The following is a 17,989-nucleotide window of genomic DNA, read 5'->3' on the forward strand; positions in this document are numbered from 1 at the left end:
AACATAAGGAAACAGGAAACGGAGGTTTGTTTATGGAAGCTTTTCCGGTATTCAGGGGGGATTATGTATTCGACTCCTGTTCACCCGTTCAAATGCTCCTGACTCAAAAAACGGTCACTTCCGTACGTCATCAGCACGACTTCGTAGAGCTGGCCTACGTGGTTCAAGGGACAGGCATTCATCTGGCTGGTGAGGATAAAATGCAGGTGACGCAGGGGGATGTGCTGGTGATTCCGCCGGGGGTGTCCCATGTCTTTCATCCGCAGGATCTGAGCGGTACCGAGCCGCTGCTGATCCTGAATTGTATGCTCAGGCCCGGACTTGACAAGGTGCTTAGAGAGCTGCCCGGGACCTTGTCCGAAGAGGTCCTCTTGCCGCTGCTGAAGCTTCTGGAGGTTCAGCATTGGTTCGGATACATGGAGAAGAACAAGGAAATCCTCTTCCTGCTCGGGCGGCTGCACGGGATGCTGAACTCTGGCCTGCTCATAGATGAGCAGCGGCTATACCCGCCGCTGCTGGAGCTGGCGAAGCTGATTATGACCGCAGCAGACCTTCCCTTCGAAGAACGCCCGGTCCTTCAGTATGACCCGCTGCATGATGTCCTCCTATATATGATCAGTAACTATAGTGAGCGGATCACGCTGAATGAAATGAGCCGCCAGCTTGCGATGAGCTCCCGCCAGTTCCAGCGTCTGCTCAAGAATAAGACCGGCAGATCTTACATCCAGATCTACCAGGAAATCCGGATGAAATACAGCTGCATCCTGCTCCTGTTCACGAAGCTTGGCGTGCAGTCCGTGGCCCTTGAGGTAGGCATTTACGACATGAAATATTTCTACCGGCTCTTCCGCGAATTCAGCGGCATGACTCCCGCTTCTTATCGCGACCGGCTGCACAGCCACTTCTGCTCGGCGAAGGAGATGATGAGCAGTGTTGAACATTGCTCCTGTTAAGAGTACCCCATACCCTAAGCTGCGCAGCTGTATTGATGACTGCATCCAGTCTGTAGCGCAGTGGCAGGGCCTGGACAGCAAAGGCATGTACGGCGATGCCTGGCAGATGTCCCTGGATGAGCCGCAAGCCCCGGACCAGCCGCTGATTGAGCGGATACGTCTGCCCCGGATCAATACCAGCTACCTGTCTGCGTACCATGGCCTTACCTTCAGTTATATCGAACGGACTGAACCGGCGATGGATCGAAGCTACATGCTTGACTTACTGGAGAATCAGCTGTCCTCAGGCATGCCGGTGCTGGTCGGCTTCGATTCCTATGACTGTCCCTGGTGTGTAGCCTACCGCAGTCTGCATACGAGCCATGCTTGTCTTGCCGTAGGTCTGGACCGGGAGAAGAACCTGATCTATCTGACCGATGCTTACTATGGAAGGGAACTTGAGGTAGTGGATTTCAGCATCCTTGAAGGAGCCTGTCATTTCTATGCTTTATTCGGGCGGTGCGAAACCTCCCGCTCCTGCTCAGATTGGCAGACGATCCTTCAAGAGGTGCTTGCCAGCCCAGCCCCTCAGATTCGTCCAGATCAGGTGGGTGTCCAGCTCAGGGCGTATGCCCAGGCCTATCTGGAGACCGGGATACAGCCTGATAACACTGCTGCAGCCAGTTCGGCCTTCAAAATCTATGCCAACGCCCTGCCGATCAGCCGAATCCGGTTCAGCCAGTTCCTGCAGCTGCTTGAGCGCGAAGGTCCGGCGCCTGCTCTCTCCCGGGCAGCTGAAGGCTACCGTAAGGCAGGCGAGAAGTGGGATCTGGTGAATCAGTTCATGATTAAGGGGATGTGCTCGGGTAACAAGCCCGCCGCGCGGGTGAAGCTTCACAGGAATATGTGTGAGATCATCCGCCTGGAGGAGCAGCTTTTGGAGGAGCTGGCAGATTTGACGAGGATGACGCAACCTAGCAGATAGATTCTCTACAATATACAACAAACAGAGCAGCGGTCCCCAACCGGGAACCGCTGCTCTGCTTTTGTTAAACTAACTATTTATTCTGCTATTTGCGCACCGAGAGGATGAACCGCTCCAGCGCACCTATATCCGTAATGCTCTGATTGCAGCCCTGACTATCCATACATACGTACTGGCCCACGGAAGCAAGATTATCTGCCGCCGCAAGCTCCGGCTTGGTCTTGACGTTCAGAAAGGCTAGCTCCTGCTGCCGGTTGCAGAACAGGCAGTAGCCCTTCTTGTGCAACGGCAGCATCCGGCCTTCCACACCAATGAACTGCCCTTCATGCGGATAGACGATGAACAGCTTGTTCGCTGCGATGTCCATCCAGGCCAGATACGTGACATAGCGGAAATCAAATGACTGCAGGTCAGGCAGCTTCATCTTTTTATTCTTGGGAAACAGCTTCTGAATCTGCTTCAGCGTAATCGGCGGAAACGGCTCCAGATAAGGCTCCAGCCCGCTGGTATACTGCTGGAAGTCCTCGGCCTTCTCGAAGGTGGAGATTGCCCGCAGCATCTGCTCCTGACCCTCGGTCAGTGAAGCAAAGGCCCCCGTCACGTTGAGCTCGGCGCTGTATCTTACAGTCTCCAGGACACGGCGGTCCGCTACCGAACGAAGTGTTTTCAGCACAAAATCTGCTTGTTTCTTAATATAATTATATTGATGGTTTCTAATAAATGTTGGTTTCACAGCTCTTCAGCCCCTTATTATGATTGATTACAGCAATAAGGTGCAGAGCCTGCGATTAGAAACGATAATATCTGTTTGGGCGATCAAGATTGTCCTGCCGCACCCCACGCAAAGTATCGCCCCGGATCAGGCTCTGCATGAGGACTGCCTAGTTAATGAGCAATTCGTAGCCATCCGTGTAACCCCCTATCAAACTAACTTGTCAAAAGTATAGCAGGAAAATACGGACGGAACAATTCCATTTCCCTGAATGATTCTCAAGGTACTATGATATGACAGGTGTGCAGAGCATAAGCCCGGTGGTAAAATAATGTGGTGTGCATCAGCGTTACAGCAGTGAGGAGGAAGGTCCGGTATGGACATTCATACATACGAACCGCTTGTACCGAACATCGTGCTGTTCGTGGACCGCAGGTCTTTTGCAGAGTGGGAGATTGTCAGCAGCCCTATCGATTTCCATGATCTGACGTTCATTGTGGAAGGCAAAGCGGTCTATTCCATTAACGGGGAGCAGTTCCCGGTGGAAGCCGGTGATATTCTCTACGTCCCTTCCGGCAGTATCCGGGAAGCCCATACGTTCGCAGAGGCACCTATCCATTCCTATGCTTTCAACTTCTTTTGGGAAGGAGCGGACAATCCGGTACATCTGCCGTTTGCGGCCGTAACCAGGGGCTGGATGACCAAAGAAATCCTGGAGGATATCAGGGAGTTCTCGCATATCTGGATGGGCTCCCAGCCGCTCTTCCGGATGAAGGCCCGGGCGATTTTTCAGCTGATTATCTATCGTCTGCTTAACATTGCCTATCATCAGGAGGCCCCGCTGCTTGATCCGCGAATCCATAAGGTAATGGCCTATATCATGGATCACTATTCGGAGGAGGTTACGATCAGGGATCTGGCGGAAGGCATCGGACTGAGTCCGGTCTATCTCGGCAAGCTATTCAAGCAGAATACGGGGTACACCTGCAAGGAGTTCCTGAACAAGATCCGGGTGAACAACGCCGAAATGATTCTGTCTGCGGGGGGCTTCAATGTATCGGAGGTGGCTGAGCATTGCGGGTATCACGATGTGGCGTATTTCAGCAATGTGTTCAAGAGCCTGAAGGGATATCCGCCGTCATCGGCTCTGAAGGGATGACGGCGGCATGGTGGAGCTATTGTATAGCAAAAGTTCCCAGTCTATTTAATAATCATAACGCCCCAAGCATCAAGCGTCAGTTCCTGATCCTGCTCTACCGCATTGCCGGACAATAGCTCCTGGCCGGCTTCATACGAATATTTGAAGCTGACCGGCTGGGCTGAGTAATTATAGTAGTAACGGATGGTATGGCCCTGCCGGTTCATACCGGACTTCACGATGAGCGGGAACGACAGCTGCTGGTCCGCTCCCCATAACCCGGCCACCTGGAGCGTATCGCGCAGGATTTCCGCAAGTGCGTCAGGTCCGGTCATACAACCGATGTAGGTGGCTGTTCCTTCGCCGCAGGTATTACGGGTGACGGCAGCATATTCGCCCCACTGGGGATGATCGTAGCTGGCCAGCACCTCCGCTGAACCGGGAACAATCATCTCCATCCAGGTGTGGACAGTGTGAACGCCTGCTTCGGCTCCCTCAGGGAACAGCTTGCCGGTAAGTCCCGTAACCGCATTCGGCGTGGCAAAATGACTGTAAGCAATCCCGCAGGCCTCATGAATGACCCCAGGTTGTGCCGTATGACGAACCTTCACCTGCTCATCGGTGAACCCGCTCTTGAAGGAATAGACCACATGGCCGCCGCTGCGGACGTAGTCATTCAACTGCTGGAGCGCTTCGTCCGAGGCGGCATACAGGGCCGGCACTACAACCAGCTCATACTCCTTCAGACGGGGGCTTCCCGGCTGGATGAAATCGCAAGCAATGTTCATCTTATAGAGTTCGTCGTACATCCAGCGGACTACATCGTTATAGATCAATCCGCCGGGAAGCTTGAACCATTCGATCGCCGACAGCGCTTCATTGCTAACCATAACGGCTACCTTGCTGGTCTTCTTCAGTCCAATAAGCTGATCGCTTAGCCGCTTGAAGTCCGCGCCGATAGTCTGGGCTTCCTTATATACCGGATTCGGCAGGAAATCATGGCTGAGCAAGCCCTTCCAATAGGTCTCGAAGGAATTATGAATCGAATGCCAATGCCAGTAAGCGACCATCGAAGCGCCTGAGCCCAGATGACTGAACGCCAGCTGCCGCAGCTGGCCGGGATATGGCGTCCATTCGGGGAATGCTTGCGCCTGGGTCTCCAGCACGAAGTAGTTATCCTGCTTCAGCGAGCGGGTCATATCTCCCCCGAAGGCAATCTCTGCACCTGTAAGCTGATCCTGGGACGGGTGATAAATATCTGTACCGGCAATGTCAAAAGGCTGCGACGCCGCAAAATGATCCACCGAAGGCTGAACGCCGAACGAATAGCCCCGCCACTCGAAATCGAAATTATGGGTGGTGAACTGTCCCGGCTGCTTATACTCATTCACAATTCCGACCTGCCACGCCAGGAACTCATTCACCAGCCCCCGCTGGAACCGGGCGAATTCAGCCCCCAGGCTGCCGTTGATCGTCCCCACCACGGACGGGAAGTCCTCCCAGCTGTCGATCCGGTTACTCCAGTAATCCAGACCGAACTGGTGGTTGATGGCTTCGAGCGTTCCGTAGGTCTCCCTCATGTATTTGACGAATCTTAGCTGGACGTTCGGTCCGGCTGTCTCATAATGCTTAGTCTCATTATCGATCTGGTAGCCGATGACTGCCGGATGCTTATGTACCACAGCCATCAGCTTGCGGATGATCCGCTCCGAGTAGAACAGATACGCCGGACTAGTGATATCCATAATCTGTCTGGCGCCATATTTCCCTTCCCCTTTCACAGTCACGGCCAGCACCTCCGGGTGCTCCTTGACCATCCAGGCCGGTACCGCATACGTAGGTGTTCCCACAATGACATGAATTCCGGCCTCATGCATCGCATCCAGCACTCTCTGTACAGAAGAGAAGTCGAATACCCCGTTCTGCGGCTCATGCGTGCTCCAGGTGGATTCCGCAATCCGGACGGTATTAATGCCCGCATCCTTCATCATTTGGATGTCCTGCGTAAGACGGTCATAAGGCATGTATTCATCATAATAAGCAACGCCGTATAACAAGTGATCCATTATAATCCTCCTGAAAGTTTTGATAATTTGAGTTTAGCCTTTTACCGCACCCGCTGTCACGCCCTTGGTGATCTGTTCGTTGAAAATAGCGTAGATGACAATGGCCGGGATCGATGTCAGCACCATGACCGCAAATTGTGAGCCGTAGTCTGAGGAATACTGGCCGGCGAAGTTCATGACCGAGAAGGGCAGCGTCTTCAGCGCATCTTTACTGAGGAAGGTCGATGCCATAATGAATTCATTCCAGCAGTTCAGGAATGTTGTAACGATGACCGTAACCAGTGCAGGCGCAGTAAGCGGTGCAATGATCTGGAAGACAATCCGGTAAATATTCGCGCCGTCTACTACTGCGGACTCCTCCATCGCCTTCGGAATACTCCGCATGAAGCCGGTCAGGATGAAGGTTCCCAGCGGTACAGACACTGCGGTATATGGCAGAATAAGCCCTAGATAGGAATTCGTTAAGCCCAGCGCCTTGAAGATGGCAAAGTTAGGCAGAAGAGTCGCATGAATCGGAATCATAATCCCCAGCAGGATAATGGTGAAGAAGATGGGGCGCAGCTTCCACTGCATACGGGTAAAGGCATAGCCCAGCGTAAGGGACAGAATCACCGTTAACAGAATGGTTACTGAGGTAACGAAGGCACTGTTAATGAAGTAGCGCAGGAATTTACCGTCCACCCAGGCATTGATATAATTCTGCCACTGCGGGTCACTTGGCCATTTCAGGACGCTGGAGGAGTAGAACTCATTGCTGCTTAAGAATGAGAAATCAATCAGCCAGATGAGCGGGAACAGCTGGACCAGGGCGACGATCAGGAAGAACACCCATAGTATGGTTTTTGTGCTTTTTGTCATGGTGATTCCTCCTTAGAATTCCGTCGCATCACTGCGGGTCAGTTTGTTGCTGAGATAGGTGGCAAGCAGGCAGACAATGATGAACAGAATCGAGATGGCGTTGGCATAACCATATTGGCTGGCCGAGAACGCCTTGTTATAGAGATACACGGCCAGGAATTGGGTGGAATCGCCGGGACCGCCGTTAGTGGTCAGGAACACGGTTTCCATCTGTTTCAAGGCGGTAATCATAGCCAAAGTAATCTGCACCGTAATAACCGGTGACAGCAGCGGAACTGTAATCCGCCAGTGCAATCGGAAGCCGGAGGCTCCGTCCAGTGAAGCGGCTTCATACAAATCATCGGGAATGCCTTTGAGTCCTGCATAATAGAACAGCAATCCCCAGCCGAAGCCGGCCCAGATCAGGATGAACAGCATGGAGATCAGCGCGGTGCTGCTATCCCCCAGCCAGGCATGCTTTAGCATTCCAAGCCCCAGGGAATCAAGCATTTTGTTGAAGGCGCCGAAGGTAGGGTCCAGCAGGGACAGCCACATTTTTGAAATAACGACTACAGAAATGACACATGGGATGAAGAAAATCGTTCTAAACCACTTCTCTGCCTTACCGCCCAGGCGGTCCAGCATAATGGCAAAAAAGATAGCAATCGGATGTTGGATCAGGATAAAGCCCAAACCGAGCAGTACGGCATTTCTAAGTGCCAGCCAGAACCGTGAATCGTGGAACAACAGCTCCGTATAGTTGGCGAATCCGATGAATGCCGAGGGCGTTCCCGGAGACAGGGTGTCTCTGAAAGAGTAATACGCGCTGAGTACAATCGGCACGAGAAAGGTCAGGGAGAACAGGAGAATCCCCGGAAAGACGAACAGAAAGATTGCCATTTTGTTGTTAAATACTTTTTGCATGGAACTCCAACTCCATCCTTAAGATTAGAGAGGGGCAAGAATGCTTCCCGCCCCGTCTCCTTTCACTCTCTATAGTGGTGATCTGTTATTGAGTTTCCGCAGCCTTTTGAAGATCGGCCAGCAGCTGCTCAGGTGTTGATCCGCCGGCGAAGAACTTGCCGAAGGCATTCTGTGCATCATCCTTGAACTTAGGTGTACCGGAGTCAAGGGCGATAGAACCTGCTGTGCTGGTAGCCCCTGTCAGAACCTCAGTCAGTTGCTTCTGCAGTTCGCTCTCTTTGCCGCTAAGCTCATATTTCTGTGCCGGTACAGCCGCTCCGGTATCCCATACAATCTTGGCCCATTGATCGGCGGACATCATATAGTCGAAGAACTTCTTGGCTTCTTCAGGATGCTTGGAGCTGCTGACCAGCGAGTATCCGCCGCCGTTCCAGGCCAGAAGGTCGGTGTTCTTGCCTTTACCGCCATCAACAACCGGGAATTTCAGTACATTCACATTGTTGCGGAAGTCTTCCGGCAGCTTGTCATTGGTAGCCATACCCGCTTCCCAGGAGCCCATATACCACATGGCTGCACGGCCTTGCGTGAACAGGTTCTGGGAAGCGCCGTAGTCCGCTGTCATGAACGATTCCTGGAACAGCTTGGTGTCTCTGGCTTCTGCCAGCAGCTTGGCCGCAGCCAGGAAGTTCTCATCGCCGGTGAAATTCTTCTTCTTCGCTACCGCATCCAGCATCAGGTTCTGATCGCCGGTGAGGCGTACGACAAGATCCTGGAAGAAGGCCGCGAAGCTCCACAGGTCCTTACCGTTCATCGACATCGGCTCAATGCCTTTGGCACGGAACTGCTTGCCCGCTTCCAGCAATTCGGCGTAGGTGGTAGGAATCTTGATGCCATTGTCATCGAACAGCTTTTTGTTATAATAGATCACCTCATAGTCACTGTTGCGGGGCAAGCCATAGAGCTTGTCATTAAAGGTGAAGGATTTGTACACGCCCGGCAGGAATTTGTAAGTGTCTCCTTCGTATTCCGCAGGGTTCAGCTCTTTCACATAGCCGGCTTGTACCAGCGTATTCAGCTCTGCTCCGCCGTGAACCATCGTGACGTCCAGCGATTCGTTGGAAGCCATGTACGCCTTCAGCTTGTTTTTGAACGGCTCCTCGGCGAGGGTTTCGATATCGATCTTGACATTGGGATTCGCTTTGATATAGTTATCGATTACCATTTGCTCTGCCAGCCCCTGGCCGGATTTACGGTCGGGAAGGTTCGAGAACAGACGCAGCGTCACTTCCTTGTCCGCAGAGCCGGCTGTACCGCCGTTCGTGCTGCTGCCTGCATTATTGTTCTTGTCATTACCGCCTCCGCATGCGCTAAGCACCGAGACTGCTGCAAGGGCCGTAACCAGCAGTATATTACGTGTGGATTTTGAATTCATAACCATGTCAATTCCCCCTATTTGTTATAGATCGTGGGTTGCTTTCTTTGTTTCTGAACACATCGTACCAGAGTACCAGAGCCAGGGTCAGTAGAGAAAAAGAGAGTAATGTTGAAAATTGTCGACTTCGAATGTCAGCTCCCTTGTGTATATTCGGCATTGCGCATAAGATAAAAAACAAAAAGGTTAGTGATCCTGTGCTGCGCTACTACTTGAATATGAACCTGCGATACAAGATAACCATACTGATCTTCCTGCTGATTACCGGGGTGGCCTGCACGCTGGGCGCATATTCCTATAACATCTCCAAGCAGCAGATCATCAATAAGGTGAGCAACTCCAACCAGAGTGTGCTCAAGCAGATTGACAGTAATCTCGCCCGTATGCAAAAGACCTTAGCCGACTGGGTCACGGTATTCAGCCTCGCTCCAGTCGTTCAGGATACCCTGAGGAGCAATACCCCGGATTCGGCGAAGATCGAGAACCAGCTCTATAACGGACCCACTGCGTCGATCATGAACCAGATGCTGGTGACCGGAAGCTTCGACTATCTGGCTCTGTACGGCAGCTTGTCCGAGCCGCTGTTTCAGGTTGCCACCGATGACAGCAGCGGTGCGTATAGTTTGAGCAAAATTACCTCAAATGATACTTATAAACAGACCGTTGCCTTAAACGGTGCCTCCTACTGGTTCCCGCTGACGGAAGAGAACAATGTATTCATTCAGAGCAACCGCAATGACAAGCTTGGCATGACCCGGATTATCCGCGATATTGTGAACGGGAACCGGATCGGCTTCGTATTCGTCGGCATTAATCTGGAGACGATCCGCAGAACCTATCTGACGAATCTGTATGACAAGGATCACGGCATCCTCATTCTGAGCGAACAAGGTACACAGCTTCTGTCGGCAGGCAAAGAGACTTATAGCCCAGAAGCCGCACAGTTCGTAATGAAGCAAGCCAAGGCCGGCATTCGCTCCGGCAACACCATCGTCAGCCTGGAGGGCAAGGATACGCTGCTCAATTACAACATCAACCAGGATGGCTGGATCACCCTGTACAGTGTTCCGCTCTCTTCGCTGACTGGGGAGCTGAATTCCATCAAATCGGCAGTGCTCGTGATGGTATTAGCCAGCCTGGTGCTTAGTATTCCTCTGCTCATGTTCTTCTCCTCCTTCCTGACAGCGCCGATCAAGACGCTGCTGTTGTCCATGCGGCGCTTCCAGAACGGACAGTTCGAGGAGAAGGTGGACATCAAATATTGGGATGAGATCGGCCAATTGAGCCGGGGCTACAATAATATGGTCAGCAACATCAAGACGCTTGTAGACGATGCCTATCTGCTGAAGCTGAAGGAGCAGGAAGCGGAGCTGAAGGCGCTGCAATCCCAGATTAACCCCCATTTTCTCTACAACATGCTCGACACGATCTTCTGGGAAGCGGAGGCGGCAGGACAGGATAAGATCAGCGAGATGGTCATCAACCTCTCCCGGCTGTTCCGGTTAAGTCTTAACCAGGGCAAGAGCTTCACCAGTGTAGCCAAGGAAAAAGAGCTGATTGAGCTGTATCTGACGCTCCAGAAGATGCGGTTCCAGGAATCGCTCGAGTATGTGATCGACATACCTGAGGAGCTGTACTCCTATGTCATTCTGAAGCTCAGCCTGCAGCCGTTCATTGAGAACGCGCTGATCCATGGCATTGAACGCAAGCGCGGCGGCGGACGGGTAAGCATCAGCGGACAGCGTACCGGAGACCAGCTGAGGTTCGTGATTGAGGATAACGGGGGCGGGATGAGCAGCGAGACACTGCTGAAGATTCTTGCCATGCCTGACGAGACAGATGTGTACACTGCCCGGGATGTCGGCGGCTATGCGGTGCAGAATGTACAGGCACGGCTGAAGCATTTTTATAAAGGTGACTATGCCTTGAACTATACCAGTGTTCCCGGAGAGGGCACGCGCGTGGAGATCGTAGTACCGGTGATCGTAAATGACATGCAAGAATAGACACAGCCAGGCGGATAAACAATACGAATACAGATCGGAGGGGATGGTCCCTTGTATAATATGATTATTGTGGATGATGAGGAGCGGGCGCGGGTAGGCATAACGACCCTGATTGACTGGCAGTCGCACGGCATCCATATTGTAGGCGAAGCCAGAGACGGCCTGGAGGCCCTTGAACTTCTGGATACCTATGCGGTCGATATCATGCTAACGGATATCCGGATGCCGCAAATGGACGGACTGGAGTTAATTAAGGTTGTCTCCGAGAAATACCCCAGCGTCAAATCAGTCATCATGAGCGGATACGATGATTTCGCCTATGCCCAGCAAGCCATACGATCCGGGGTCAGCAACTATCTGCTGAAGCCGAGCCGCCGGCAGGAGATTCTGAGCACTGTGCTGGCCATCACGGAGCAGATTCAATCGGAGAAGCTGGAGATTAGTACGCTTGAGCATCTGCGGCAAGGCTTCCGGGAGAGTCTGCCCCTGCTGAAGGAGAAGACGTTAAGCCAGCTCATTCTCACCGAGAGTCCCTCGTATTCCCGGCTGCTGGCTAATCTGAAGATGAACCAGCTGGTTTTCCCTTATCTGCTGTACGGCATCATTCTGCTGCGGATCGACAATTTCCAGCTGCTGCATGAGAAGTATATGCATGAGGATACGGAACTGCTGAAGTACGGGCTGAAGAATATTTGCGAGGAGTCGCTGCCAGAGGCTGTGCTATGTGTTGCCTTCGAGCATCAGGACGATATTGTGCTGATTCTGAATACGGATGAGCTGCCGGATCAGGAGGAATTAAGCGGTTATATCCGGATTATTCAGGAGAATATCGCCAGCTTCTTGAAGTTCACTGTATCCGCCGGGATCGGAAGTATTGACAAGAATATTGAGCATCTGCGCCACTCCTTCGTGGAGGCCTGCCAGGCTTTGAATACAACCAACTACACCGGCATTGCTAAAATCGTGGAGTACAGCGGGGAATTCGATGCCGAGTCCTCTCAATCCTCCTATCCTCTGCATGAGGAGCAGGAGGTGCTGAAGGCGGTACGCGGCGGTTCTCCCGGCGACATTGCCGATAAGCTCACACTGTTCAATGTAGCCCTGCAGCCCGAGACGGTATCCAGGGACCAGGTGATCAAATCGAGCTTCGCCTTGTTCTTCGCCCTGTATAAATTATGTATTGAGAACAATGTCAATGTAAATAAAGTCTTTGGGCAGAATCTGACCGAGCTGATCCATGTCCTGTCCCGCTCCAGTCTGGATAACCTGTTCCAGTCACTGCTGGAGACGGCACAGCGGGTCAGTGAGCATCTGACGTCCAAGAAGAACAGCAACAAGCTGCTAGAAGCGGCCAAAAACTATATCGGCGAGCACTTCATGAAGGATATCAACCGCGAGATCGTCGCCAGAGAGATCTATATTACGCCCGGATATTTAAGCCTGCTGTTCAAGCAGCAGCTTAAGATCAGCTTCATCGATTATCTGCACAAGGTCCGCATCGAGCATGCCTGCCAGCTATTCAAAGATCCCGGAATGCGGATCGAGGATATCGCTCTGCAGTCCGGGTATAATGATACGAAATATTTCTATCAGGTGTTCAAAAAGTATAAAGGTCTCACGCCCAATCAGTTCCGCAGCAATACGGAGTGAGGGGTCAGGAAGCTCTCCTGAGGCCCCAGATAGGATGCCGGCAGCGGCCCGCGGGACAGCACCAGCTTCTGCAGGACTAGCCCGGCATCCAGGCCGTAAAAGCGCAAGGTATGCTGCCCCGGAGTCAGAGGGTGACGGGTCACGGAGACATGGGCATTGTCCATTACTGCGCGGCACCATGGCCCGTTGCTGTGATTGCCGCCTTCGTAATCCGGCGGCAGCGCATCGGCGGTGACCGGCACTTCCCCGTCGAACCCGGCAGCATACTTCAGACCGCTGACCGGCGACAAATGATTCGTCGGCGCAAGATAGACGCTAAGCAGGTATTCACCCTCGTGCCGGATGAACAGCCGGTACTCCAGGTACGGGGCCTTCTCCGGCTGGCCGAAGGAGACGCCGGCGGGGAACATTTTGACAGCTGACAGTGTCCGTCCGTAGTTCTCGATAATCTTCCATTCCACCCCGCTGCGGGATACGCGGCTGATGGCATGCTCCGCTTCCATAGACACCACTCCATGAGCCTCAATGAAAGTCATCGGCAGGAACCCGGCAAGATCTGTCCAGTCCACAGCAACAGTAACCGTTACGCTTACTTCGGCACCTGTCAGGATAATCTCGCCTGTTGCCGCTCCCGTTACCTTCGTCCAATCTACAGATACGCCAATCTCCGCCCCGCTGTCTACCCAGCCCTGCTCCTGCTCCAGCCTGATCCAGTCTGCGCTTCTCACCGCCTGATACTGGAACCCTGCTCCGCCCGTGCTGACGGAAATCAGATATCGCTCTTGCAGCAGATTGGTGAACGGCGGGAGCGCAGCGGTCCCTGCGGTGTACCCCTGCTCTACTCCCTCCACCCCTACAATCATTGCGGCCTTCGGGCCGGGAATGATCCTACTGACCTCGGGATAGCTCCACCCTTCCGCGTCCCAGCGGACATAGCCGACATGCGGAGAGCTCATCATGCCCTGCCATTTGCCATTCGAAATTCCTGTGTTATAGCGCTGCTCCAGCTGCTTGTCGCGCTGAATGGCCTCCTCTGCAAGAACGGCATAGCTGTTCGCAAATACACTCCCGCGCCTTGCATGCAGCCTGCTCAGTCCGGCATAGATCTGCATGGCGTTCACATTGGCAGAAGCGGCTGCCGGATAATACACCAGCTGGTAATATGCATCCCTGAGCGCTTCAGGCAGCTCCAGCTCATACGCTGCCGCTGCCCGCTCCAGACGGAGCGCCTCTGCAAGCATTCTCTGCGCCTCCTGATGATGCAGCAGGCTGAAGGTGTCCGGCCTGATAATCTCCGGCTTGCGGCGCCCGTTCATCCGGGTGTAATCCGCCAGCACTTGGGCGATTCCGGCAACCGTCTCCGGCTGGGCTCCGGCCCCGAACTGCTGCCGGGTCCAGTGCTCCGTATACTCCGCCGTCCGGTTAACCGCATCTGTTCCCCAAGCCTCGTAATCATAAGCCAGGTCCAGGAAATAAGAGACCGGCAGTTCCATAGGCTTCAGATCACCTACATTCACCACCCAGAGCTCACGGATGCCGTAATCGAACGCCATCGTCATCTGCTCCCACACCTTCTCCAGCGGAGTGGTATTCACCCATTCATAGGAGTGGGGACCGCCGTGATAATCGAAATGGTAGTAGATCCCCCAGCCGGGAGAGCGCTTTTGCTCATGCTTTTCCGGGATTTTGCGCAAATTGCCGAAGTTGTCGTCCGACAGCAGAATGATCACATCCTGCAGAACGTCCCAGTCCTTAAGCCCCTCCGCTTCGGATGTACCGTACCAGTAGGTCTCAACCTCCTTGTAGACAGCCAGAACCTGCGGCAGATGCTCCAGGTTATACTGCTTCAGCAGCGCCTTCTGGGTCAGGATAATCTGCTTCAGCAGCTCAATGTTCTCCTGGTCCGTTCCTTCCAGCGCCGAGTCGCTCTCGCCCCGCATGCCGAGCGTCACCAGACTCTCATACGCCCCATTGCGCTTGAGCCCATCCTCCCAGAACGCGGTAATCGCCCGGGAATTCCGGCGGAAATCCCACAGGTTACTTGTCCCGTATTGCGCATAGACCTTCTGCCATTCACTGCCGGCCCGGAACAGCGGCTCATGATGCGAGGTCCCCATCACAATGCCGTATTCATCCGCATGCACCGCGTTCGCAATAGGGCTGCTTGCCCCGTTCAGGCTGAATTCCGCGCTCCACATCGCCGGCCACATGAAATTCCCCTTCAGCCTCAGAATCAGCTCGAACACCTTGTCATAGAAGTGCTCATTGAAATCGCCGAAGGCATGGGTTACCCAGGAGCCGAGCGAAGGCCAGTCATCATTCAAAAAGATTCCCCGGTATTTCACAGACGGCTCTCTCGAGCTGCTGTTCAGCCTGCTTGCGGGAAGGGCCAGACGCTCCACCTGCTGCGGAACCACATCGGCAAAATACACCCACGGACTCACTCCGATCAGCTCAGAAATAGCGTACATACCGTAAATCGTCCCGCGTTTATCGCTACCCGCAACGACCAGCGCCCGCTCGACTCCCGGCAGAGGCTGCTCTATGATTTGCAGCCGGTAACATTCCCGCTTGCCTTCAATAGCAGCGACATCGAGACGGCGCTCTGCAATCAGCCTGCCGATCAGCCCATTCCCGCCGACCGGCCCGGCGATAATAACAGTGCCCGTGAGCTGCTCTGCTTGGGTGAGTATTGCAGGTGCTATCCCGCTAACCAGTCTGATATCCGCGCACAAAGACTCCGCCACCCGGCGCAGCCCCTTATAGTCAGTCCCCTTCGGGTCCAGATATAGCTGAACCGCCCCTTCCGGGGCGGCAATGATAAATTCCTCGTTCGATGTCATGCTCTCATATCCTCCGCTTCTTTCGTCTTCGCATACTTATCACATTATATCGGGAGAGCGGTTACAGACTCCATGGTCTAACTAGCAAGAGTTTGTAATTTGTAAAGGAGGCGGGGTTGGGCGGCTTGGGGAGGTTGGGCGGCTTGGGACGTTCAGGTGGATGAAAGAGATAGGGGAGCTTGGGGGTGTTGGGGAGGTTCGGGTAAATAGGGGCGTTCGAAGCGAATATTCGGTGATAGTTGTATTCTGTACATTTAAAAACAGTGAAAAGGACGGAATTACTCTTCTAGTTGTATTCTGTACAGCTAAAACTGCCCCAATATGTGAAAACCCGATTATTGGGGCAGTTTAATTGTACGAAATACACCTAAACGGTTATTCGGCTATACATCAGACGATTTAGTTGTACAGATGGCACTTATACATAGAGCTTGATTAGACTAATGAATGGGTTCAGAGACGAAACCACTTGCTATTTCCACTATATTAAATCCAAAGCCGACGTCCTATTGAAGATGCAGCTAATGTTCTTATTGTAACGGAATTATAATCTCTGACCCGCCAGTAGTGGTAATTGAAATGCGCTCCCCGCTGAACTTAACCCTCAGCAGGTCTTCAGGCGATTGGTCCAGAATCGGACCGGGAGTGCGGATCTCATCCGCTGGAGAATCTGCCGAAGGATCGCCGTACACGGCGGAGGCCAGCCAATGAACCCCAGGTTCTATAGTGGCTGTTAAGGTTGGCAGTACCGTACGGGGACGAAGCAGGTTCGTATTCCCGTTGGGCCTGATCAACTCGGCCTTGGAGTAACCCGTCAGCCCCTTGATGCCGCTTGTGCCCCATGCGGTAGCTGCCGCTGTGCCGATGCCGCTGAGCTGCTGGGCAGGCTCCTCTTCCTGTCCCAGCGCGAACCCGCCCTCGGCAGCATCCAGCGCGCGCCCTGTCTCCAGCCGGTGAATGCGAATATGCCAGGGCAGACCCGCAATTACCCAGGTGCGCACCTCAACGTCCGCCCAAGGCTTCCAGACCGACCGCAGGACGTTGTCCGTAATCTCCGATTCCAGATTCCGGCGCCGTACCCGGTAGAGGTTATCTTCTCTTTCGCTTAGTGCAAGCATAGAATCATAGGCTCCCTGTGACAATCCCCATTCTGAGCGGGGAACGCTGAACCCGAAGCCCGTGGAATAGACGAATTTCTCGTATTTGGCTGAGGTATGCGTATGCTCATTGGTAGATAGATGTCCGCTATTGAAGGCGGCCACATGACCGGAAGCCGGCTCGCGGACTAGAACAAGATGCGGCGGATGCTGTACACTCACCGCCGGAAGCCCCGGCAGCTGCAGCTCCGGTTCGCTCCAGAACGGATGCTCCGCGCCGAGGGCAAGCGGCAGGAAGGTCTTCAGCGCCCAATAGGGTGAGCCTGGAGCATTATAATTCTCCGCCATGACCAGATTCGGATACGTGTATCCGATTGTCAGCACGCCCGCAGCATCGAAGATCGGCTGGCGGAACCACCAGCGCAGGTTGCGCAGGATGATGCCTTTGACCACACCGGCAGGGAAGCCCTCCACCTCTGCATATGCCAGGGCGCTCCAGAATGCAGACTGGGCGAACCGGTAGGCTAAACTGCGCCCGTAAGGAAGCACTGAGCCGTCCGGGGCGAACCAGCCGATGAATTCGGCGGCGAACAGCCGGGCGCGTTCTTTGAACAGACGGGAACGCTCCGGGTCTTCCCGTTCCATCAGCTTCGCATACAGCAGCGAATAGTAATGGATGGCGAAGGGCCCGTAATAATCACAGTGTCCGTTAACGCCGTCGCTGTACCAGCCTTCCCCCAGATAGAACGCATCCATCCGCGTCAGATTTCTCTCCAGCTGCACCGCATCATAAGGCCGTCCTACCGTACGGAAGCCGACATTCACTAACACATTGAAGAACAGCCAGTTGCAGTCGTAGCAGGGATGGGAATTGATCTGGTTCAGCCAGTTGTATAGATGCTCCTGCTCCTGCGGAGCAAGCGGGGACCAGATCTGCTCCGGCACAGCCGCCAGCGCGAAGCCGAAGGCGGCCATCTCGACCAGACGCTGGTCATAGTCTATTACATCGCCCCAATATTCCTCATGGGCCGGATCAGTGCCGTGCCGGATGCCGTCCAGCACAGTGGCCCATAGCCTACTTCCCCCGCCTCCGGCGAGCAGCGGAATCATTCCCCAGAGCACCCGGGAGAAGCCCTCCATTCCGGCGGTGGCTGCCGGATAGCTCGCTCCCGTAATTCCGATCTCAAGTCTGGCGCCGCCTCTGCTATAGAGCTGCTGAAGCGGCTCTGTCAGTTGGTCAAGGGCAGCGAGCAGATCGCCGCGAGACTTCAGCGGATTGCTCTGAATTGCCAGATTGGCCGTCGCCAGGCCGCCTGTTCCTGGATTTCCAATTACCGGAGTCTTCTTCTTGTTCGTCATTGTCATAC

Annotated in this window: 13 protein-coding genes; 6 read left to right on the forward strand and 7 right to left on the reverse strand. The window is 53.8% G+C overall.

What is annotated here, in order from left to right:
- The first annotated feature begins 32 nt into the window (after nt 1–32).
- The gene (locus tag C162_RS24440) at nt 33–953 is read left to right on the forward strand and encodes an AraC family transcriptional regulator (protein ID WP_036698664.1); all 921 of its coding nucleotides are present in this window, start codon (nt 33–35) and stop codon (nt 951–953) included.
- Complete coding sequence (locus tag C162_RS24445) at nt 931–1,917, forward strand: hypothetical protein (RefSeq protein WP_036698667.1); 987 nt, start codon at nt 931–933, stop codon at nt 1,915–1,917. The genes C162_RS24440 and C162_RS24445 overlap by 23 nt, the downstream gene beginning before the upstream one ends.
- 85 nt (nt 1,918–2,002) lie before the next feature.
- On the opposite strand, the gene C162_RS24450 is transcribed toward C162_RS24445, so the two are convergent.
- Entirely contained in the window at nt 2,003–2,650 is a 648-nt protein-coding gene (locus tag C162_RS24450; protein ID WP_036698669.1) for a FusB/FusC family EF-G-binding protein, read from the reverse strand.
- A gap of 355 nt (nt 2,651–3,005) precedes the next feature.
- Here C162_RS24450 and C162_RS24455 point away from each other — a divergent pair, with 355 nt between their 5' ends.
- Nucleotides 3,006–3,788, forward strand: a complete 783-nt coding sequence (locus C162_RS24455) for a helix-turn-helix transcriptional regulator (protein ID WP_084649030.1) — start codon at nt 3,006–3,008, stop codon at nt 3,786–3,788.
- A 41-nt stretch (nt 3,789–3,829) separates the two neighbouring features.
- Here C162_RS24455 and C162_RS24460 read toward each other — a convergent pair whose 3' ends face one another.
- The 4 genes from C162_RS24460 to C162_RS24475 form a co-directional block, all read right to left on the reverse strand.
- Complete coding sequence (locus tag C162_RS24460) at nt 3,830–5,833, reverse strand: beta-galactosidase (RefSeq protein WP_036698673.1); 2,004 nt, start codon at nt 5,831–5,833, stop codon at nt 3,830–3,832.
- 33 nt (nt 5,834–5,866) lie between these two features.
- Entirely contained in the window at nt 5,867–6,691 is an 825-nt protein-coding gene (locus C162_RS24465) for a carbohydrate ABC transporter permease (RefSeq protein ID WP_036698676.1), read from the reverse strand.
- Nucleotides 6,692–6,703: 12 nt separating this feature from the next.
- Complete coding sequence (locus C162_RS24470; protein WP_036698677.1) at nt 6,704–7,594, reverse strand: carbohydrate ABC transporter permease; 891 nt, start codon at nt 7,592–7,594, stop codon at nt 6,704–6,706.
- 85 nt (nt 7,595–7,679) lie between these two features.
- On the reverse strand, nt 7,680–9,032 hold the full coding sequence (locus C162_RS24475; protein WP_051493887.1) for an ABC transporter substrate-binding protein: 1,353 nt from the start codon (nt 9,030–9,032) through the stop codon (nt 7,680–7,682).
- A 191-nt stretch (nt 9,033–9,223) separates the two neighbouring features.
- On the opposite strand from C162_RS24475, the gene C162_RS24480 reads away from it, so the two are divergent.
- Both C162_RS24480 and C162_RS24485 read left to right on the forward strand, forming a co-directional pair.
- On the forward strand, nt 9,224–11,032 hold the full coding sequence (locus C162_RS24480) for a sensor histidine kinase (protein ID WP_036698679.1): 1,809 nt from the start codon (nt 9,224–9,226) through the stop codon (nt 11,030–11,032).
- Nucleotides 11,033–11,092: 60 nt separating this feature from the next.
- Nucleotides 11,093–12,682, forward strand: a complete 1,590-nt coding sequence (locus C162_RS24485) for a response regulator (protein WP_235218516.1) — start codon at nt 11,093–11,095, stop codon at nt 12,680–12,682.
- Here the strand turns inward: C162_RS24485 and C162_RS24490 are convergent.
- Nucleotides 12,658–15,525 (reverse strand): glycosyl hydrolase 115 family protein, encoded by a 2,868-nt coding sequence (locus C162_RS24490; protein WP_036698683.1) that lies wholly within the window; start codon nt 15,523–15,525, stop codon nt 12,658–12,660. The two genes, C162_RS24485 and C162_RS24490, sit on opposite strands and share 25 nt — an antisense overlap.
- 160 nt (nt 15,526–15,685) lie before the next feature.
- On the opposite strand from C162_RS24490, the gene C162_RS24495 reads away from it, so the two are divergent.
- A complete protein-coding gene (locus C162_RS24495) occupies nt 15,686–15,877 on the forward strand; it encodes a hypothetical protein (RefSeq protein ID WP_036698684.1) in 192 nt (63 codons plus the stop codon).
- A gap of 178 nt (nt 15,878–16,055) precedes the next feature.
- Here C162_RS24495 and C162_RS24500 read toward each other — a convergent pair whose 3' ends face one another.
- Complete coding sequence (locus tag C162_RS24500) at nt 16,056–17,981, reverse strand: DUF2264 domain-containing protein (protein WP_084649032.1); 1,926 nt, start codon at nt 17,979–17,981, stop codon at nt 16,056–16,058.
- Between the last annotated feature and the right edge of the window lie 8 nt (nt 17,982–17,989).

Origin of the sequence: Paenibacillus sp. FSL R7-269 (genome assembly GCF_000517865.1) — a bacterium.
Lineage (GTDB): Bacteria > Bacillota > Bacilli > Paenibacillales > Paenibacillaceae > Paenibacillus_AQ.

What these genes read in the sequence shown, in the direction of transcription:
- C162_RS24440 (WP_036698664.1), top strand. Translation starts at nt 33, where the DNA reads ATGGAAGCTTTTCCGGTATTCAGGGGGGATTATGTATTCGACTCCTGT.
- C162_RS24455 (WP_084649030.1), top strand. Translation starts at nt 3,006, where the DNA reads ATGGACATTCATACATACGAACCGCTTGTACCGAACATCGTGCTGTTC.
- C162_RS24460 (WP_036698673.1), bottom strand. Translation starts at nt 5,833, where the DNA reads ATGGATCACTTGTTATACGGCGTTGCTTATTATGATGAATACATGCCT.
- C162_RS24465 (WP_036698676.1), bottom strand. Translation starts at nt 6,691, where the DNA reads ATGACAAAAAGCACAAAAACCATACTATGGGTGTTCTTCCTGATCGTC.
- C162_RS24470 (WP_036698677.1), bottom strand. Translation starts at nt 7,594, where the DNA reads ATGCAAAAAGTATTTAACAACAAAATGGCAATCTTTCTGTTCGTCTTT.
- C162_RS24475 (WP_051493887.1), bottom strand. Translation starts at nt 9,032, where the DNA reads ATGGTTATGAATTCAAAATCCACACGTAATATACTGCTGGTTACGGCC.
- C162_RS24485 (WP_235218516.1), top strand. Translation starts at nt 11,093, where the DNA reads ATGATTATTGTGGATGATGAGGAGCGGGCGCGGGTAGGCATAACGACC.
- C162_RS24490 (WP_036698683.1), bottom strand. Translation starts at nt 15,525, where the DNA reads ATGACATCGAACGAGGAATTTATCATTGCCGCCCCGGAAGGGGCGGTT.
- C162_RS24495 (WP_036698684.1), top strand. Translation starts at nt 15,686, where the DNA reads ATGAAAGAGATAGGGGAGCTTGGGGGTGTTGGGGAGGTTCGGGTAAAT.
- C162_RS24500 (WP_084649032.1), bottom strand. Translation starts at nt 17,981, where the DNA reads ATGACGAACAAGAAGAAGACTCCGGTAATTGGAAATCCAGGAACAGGC.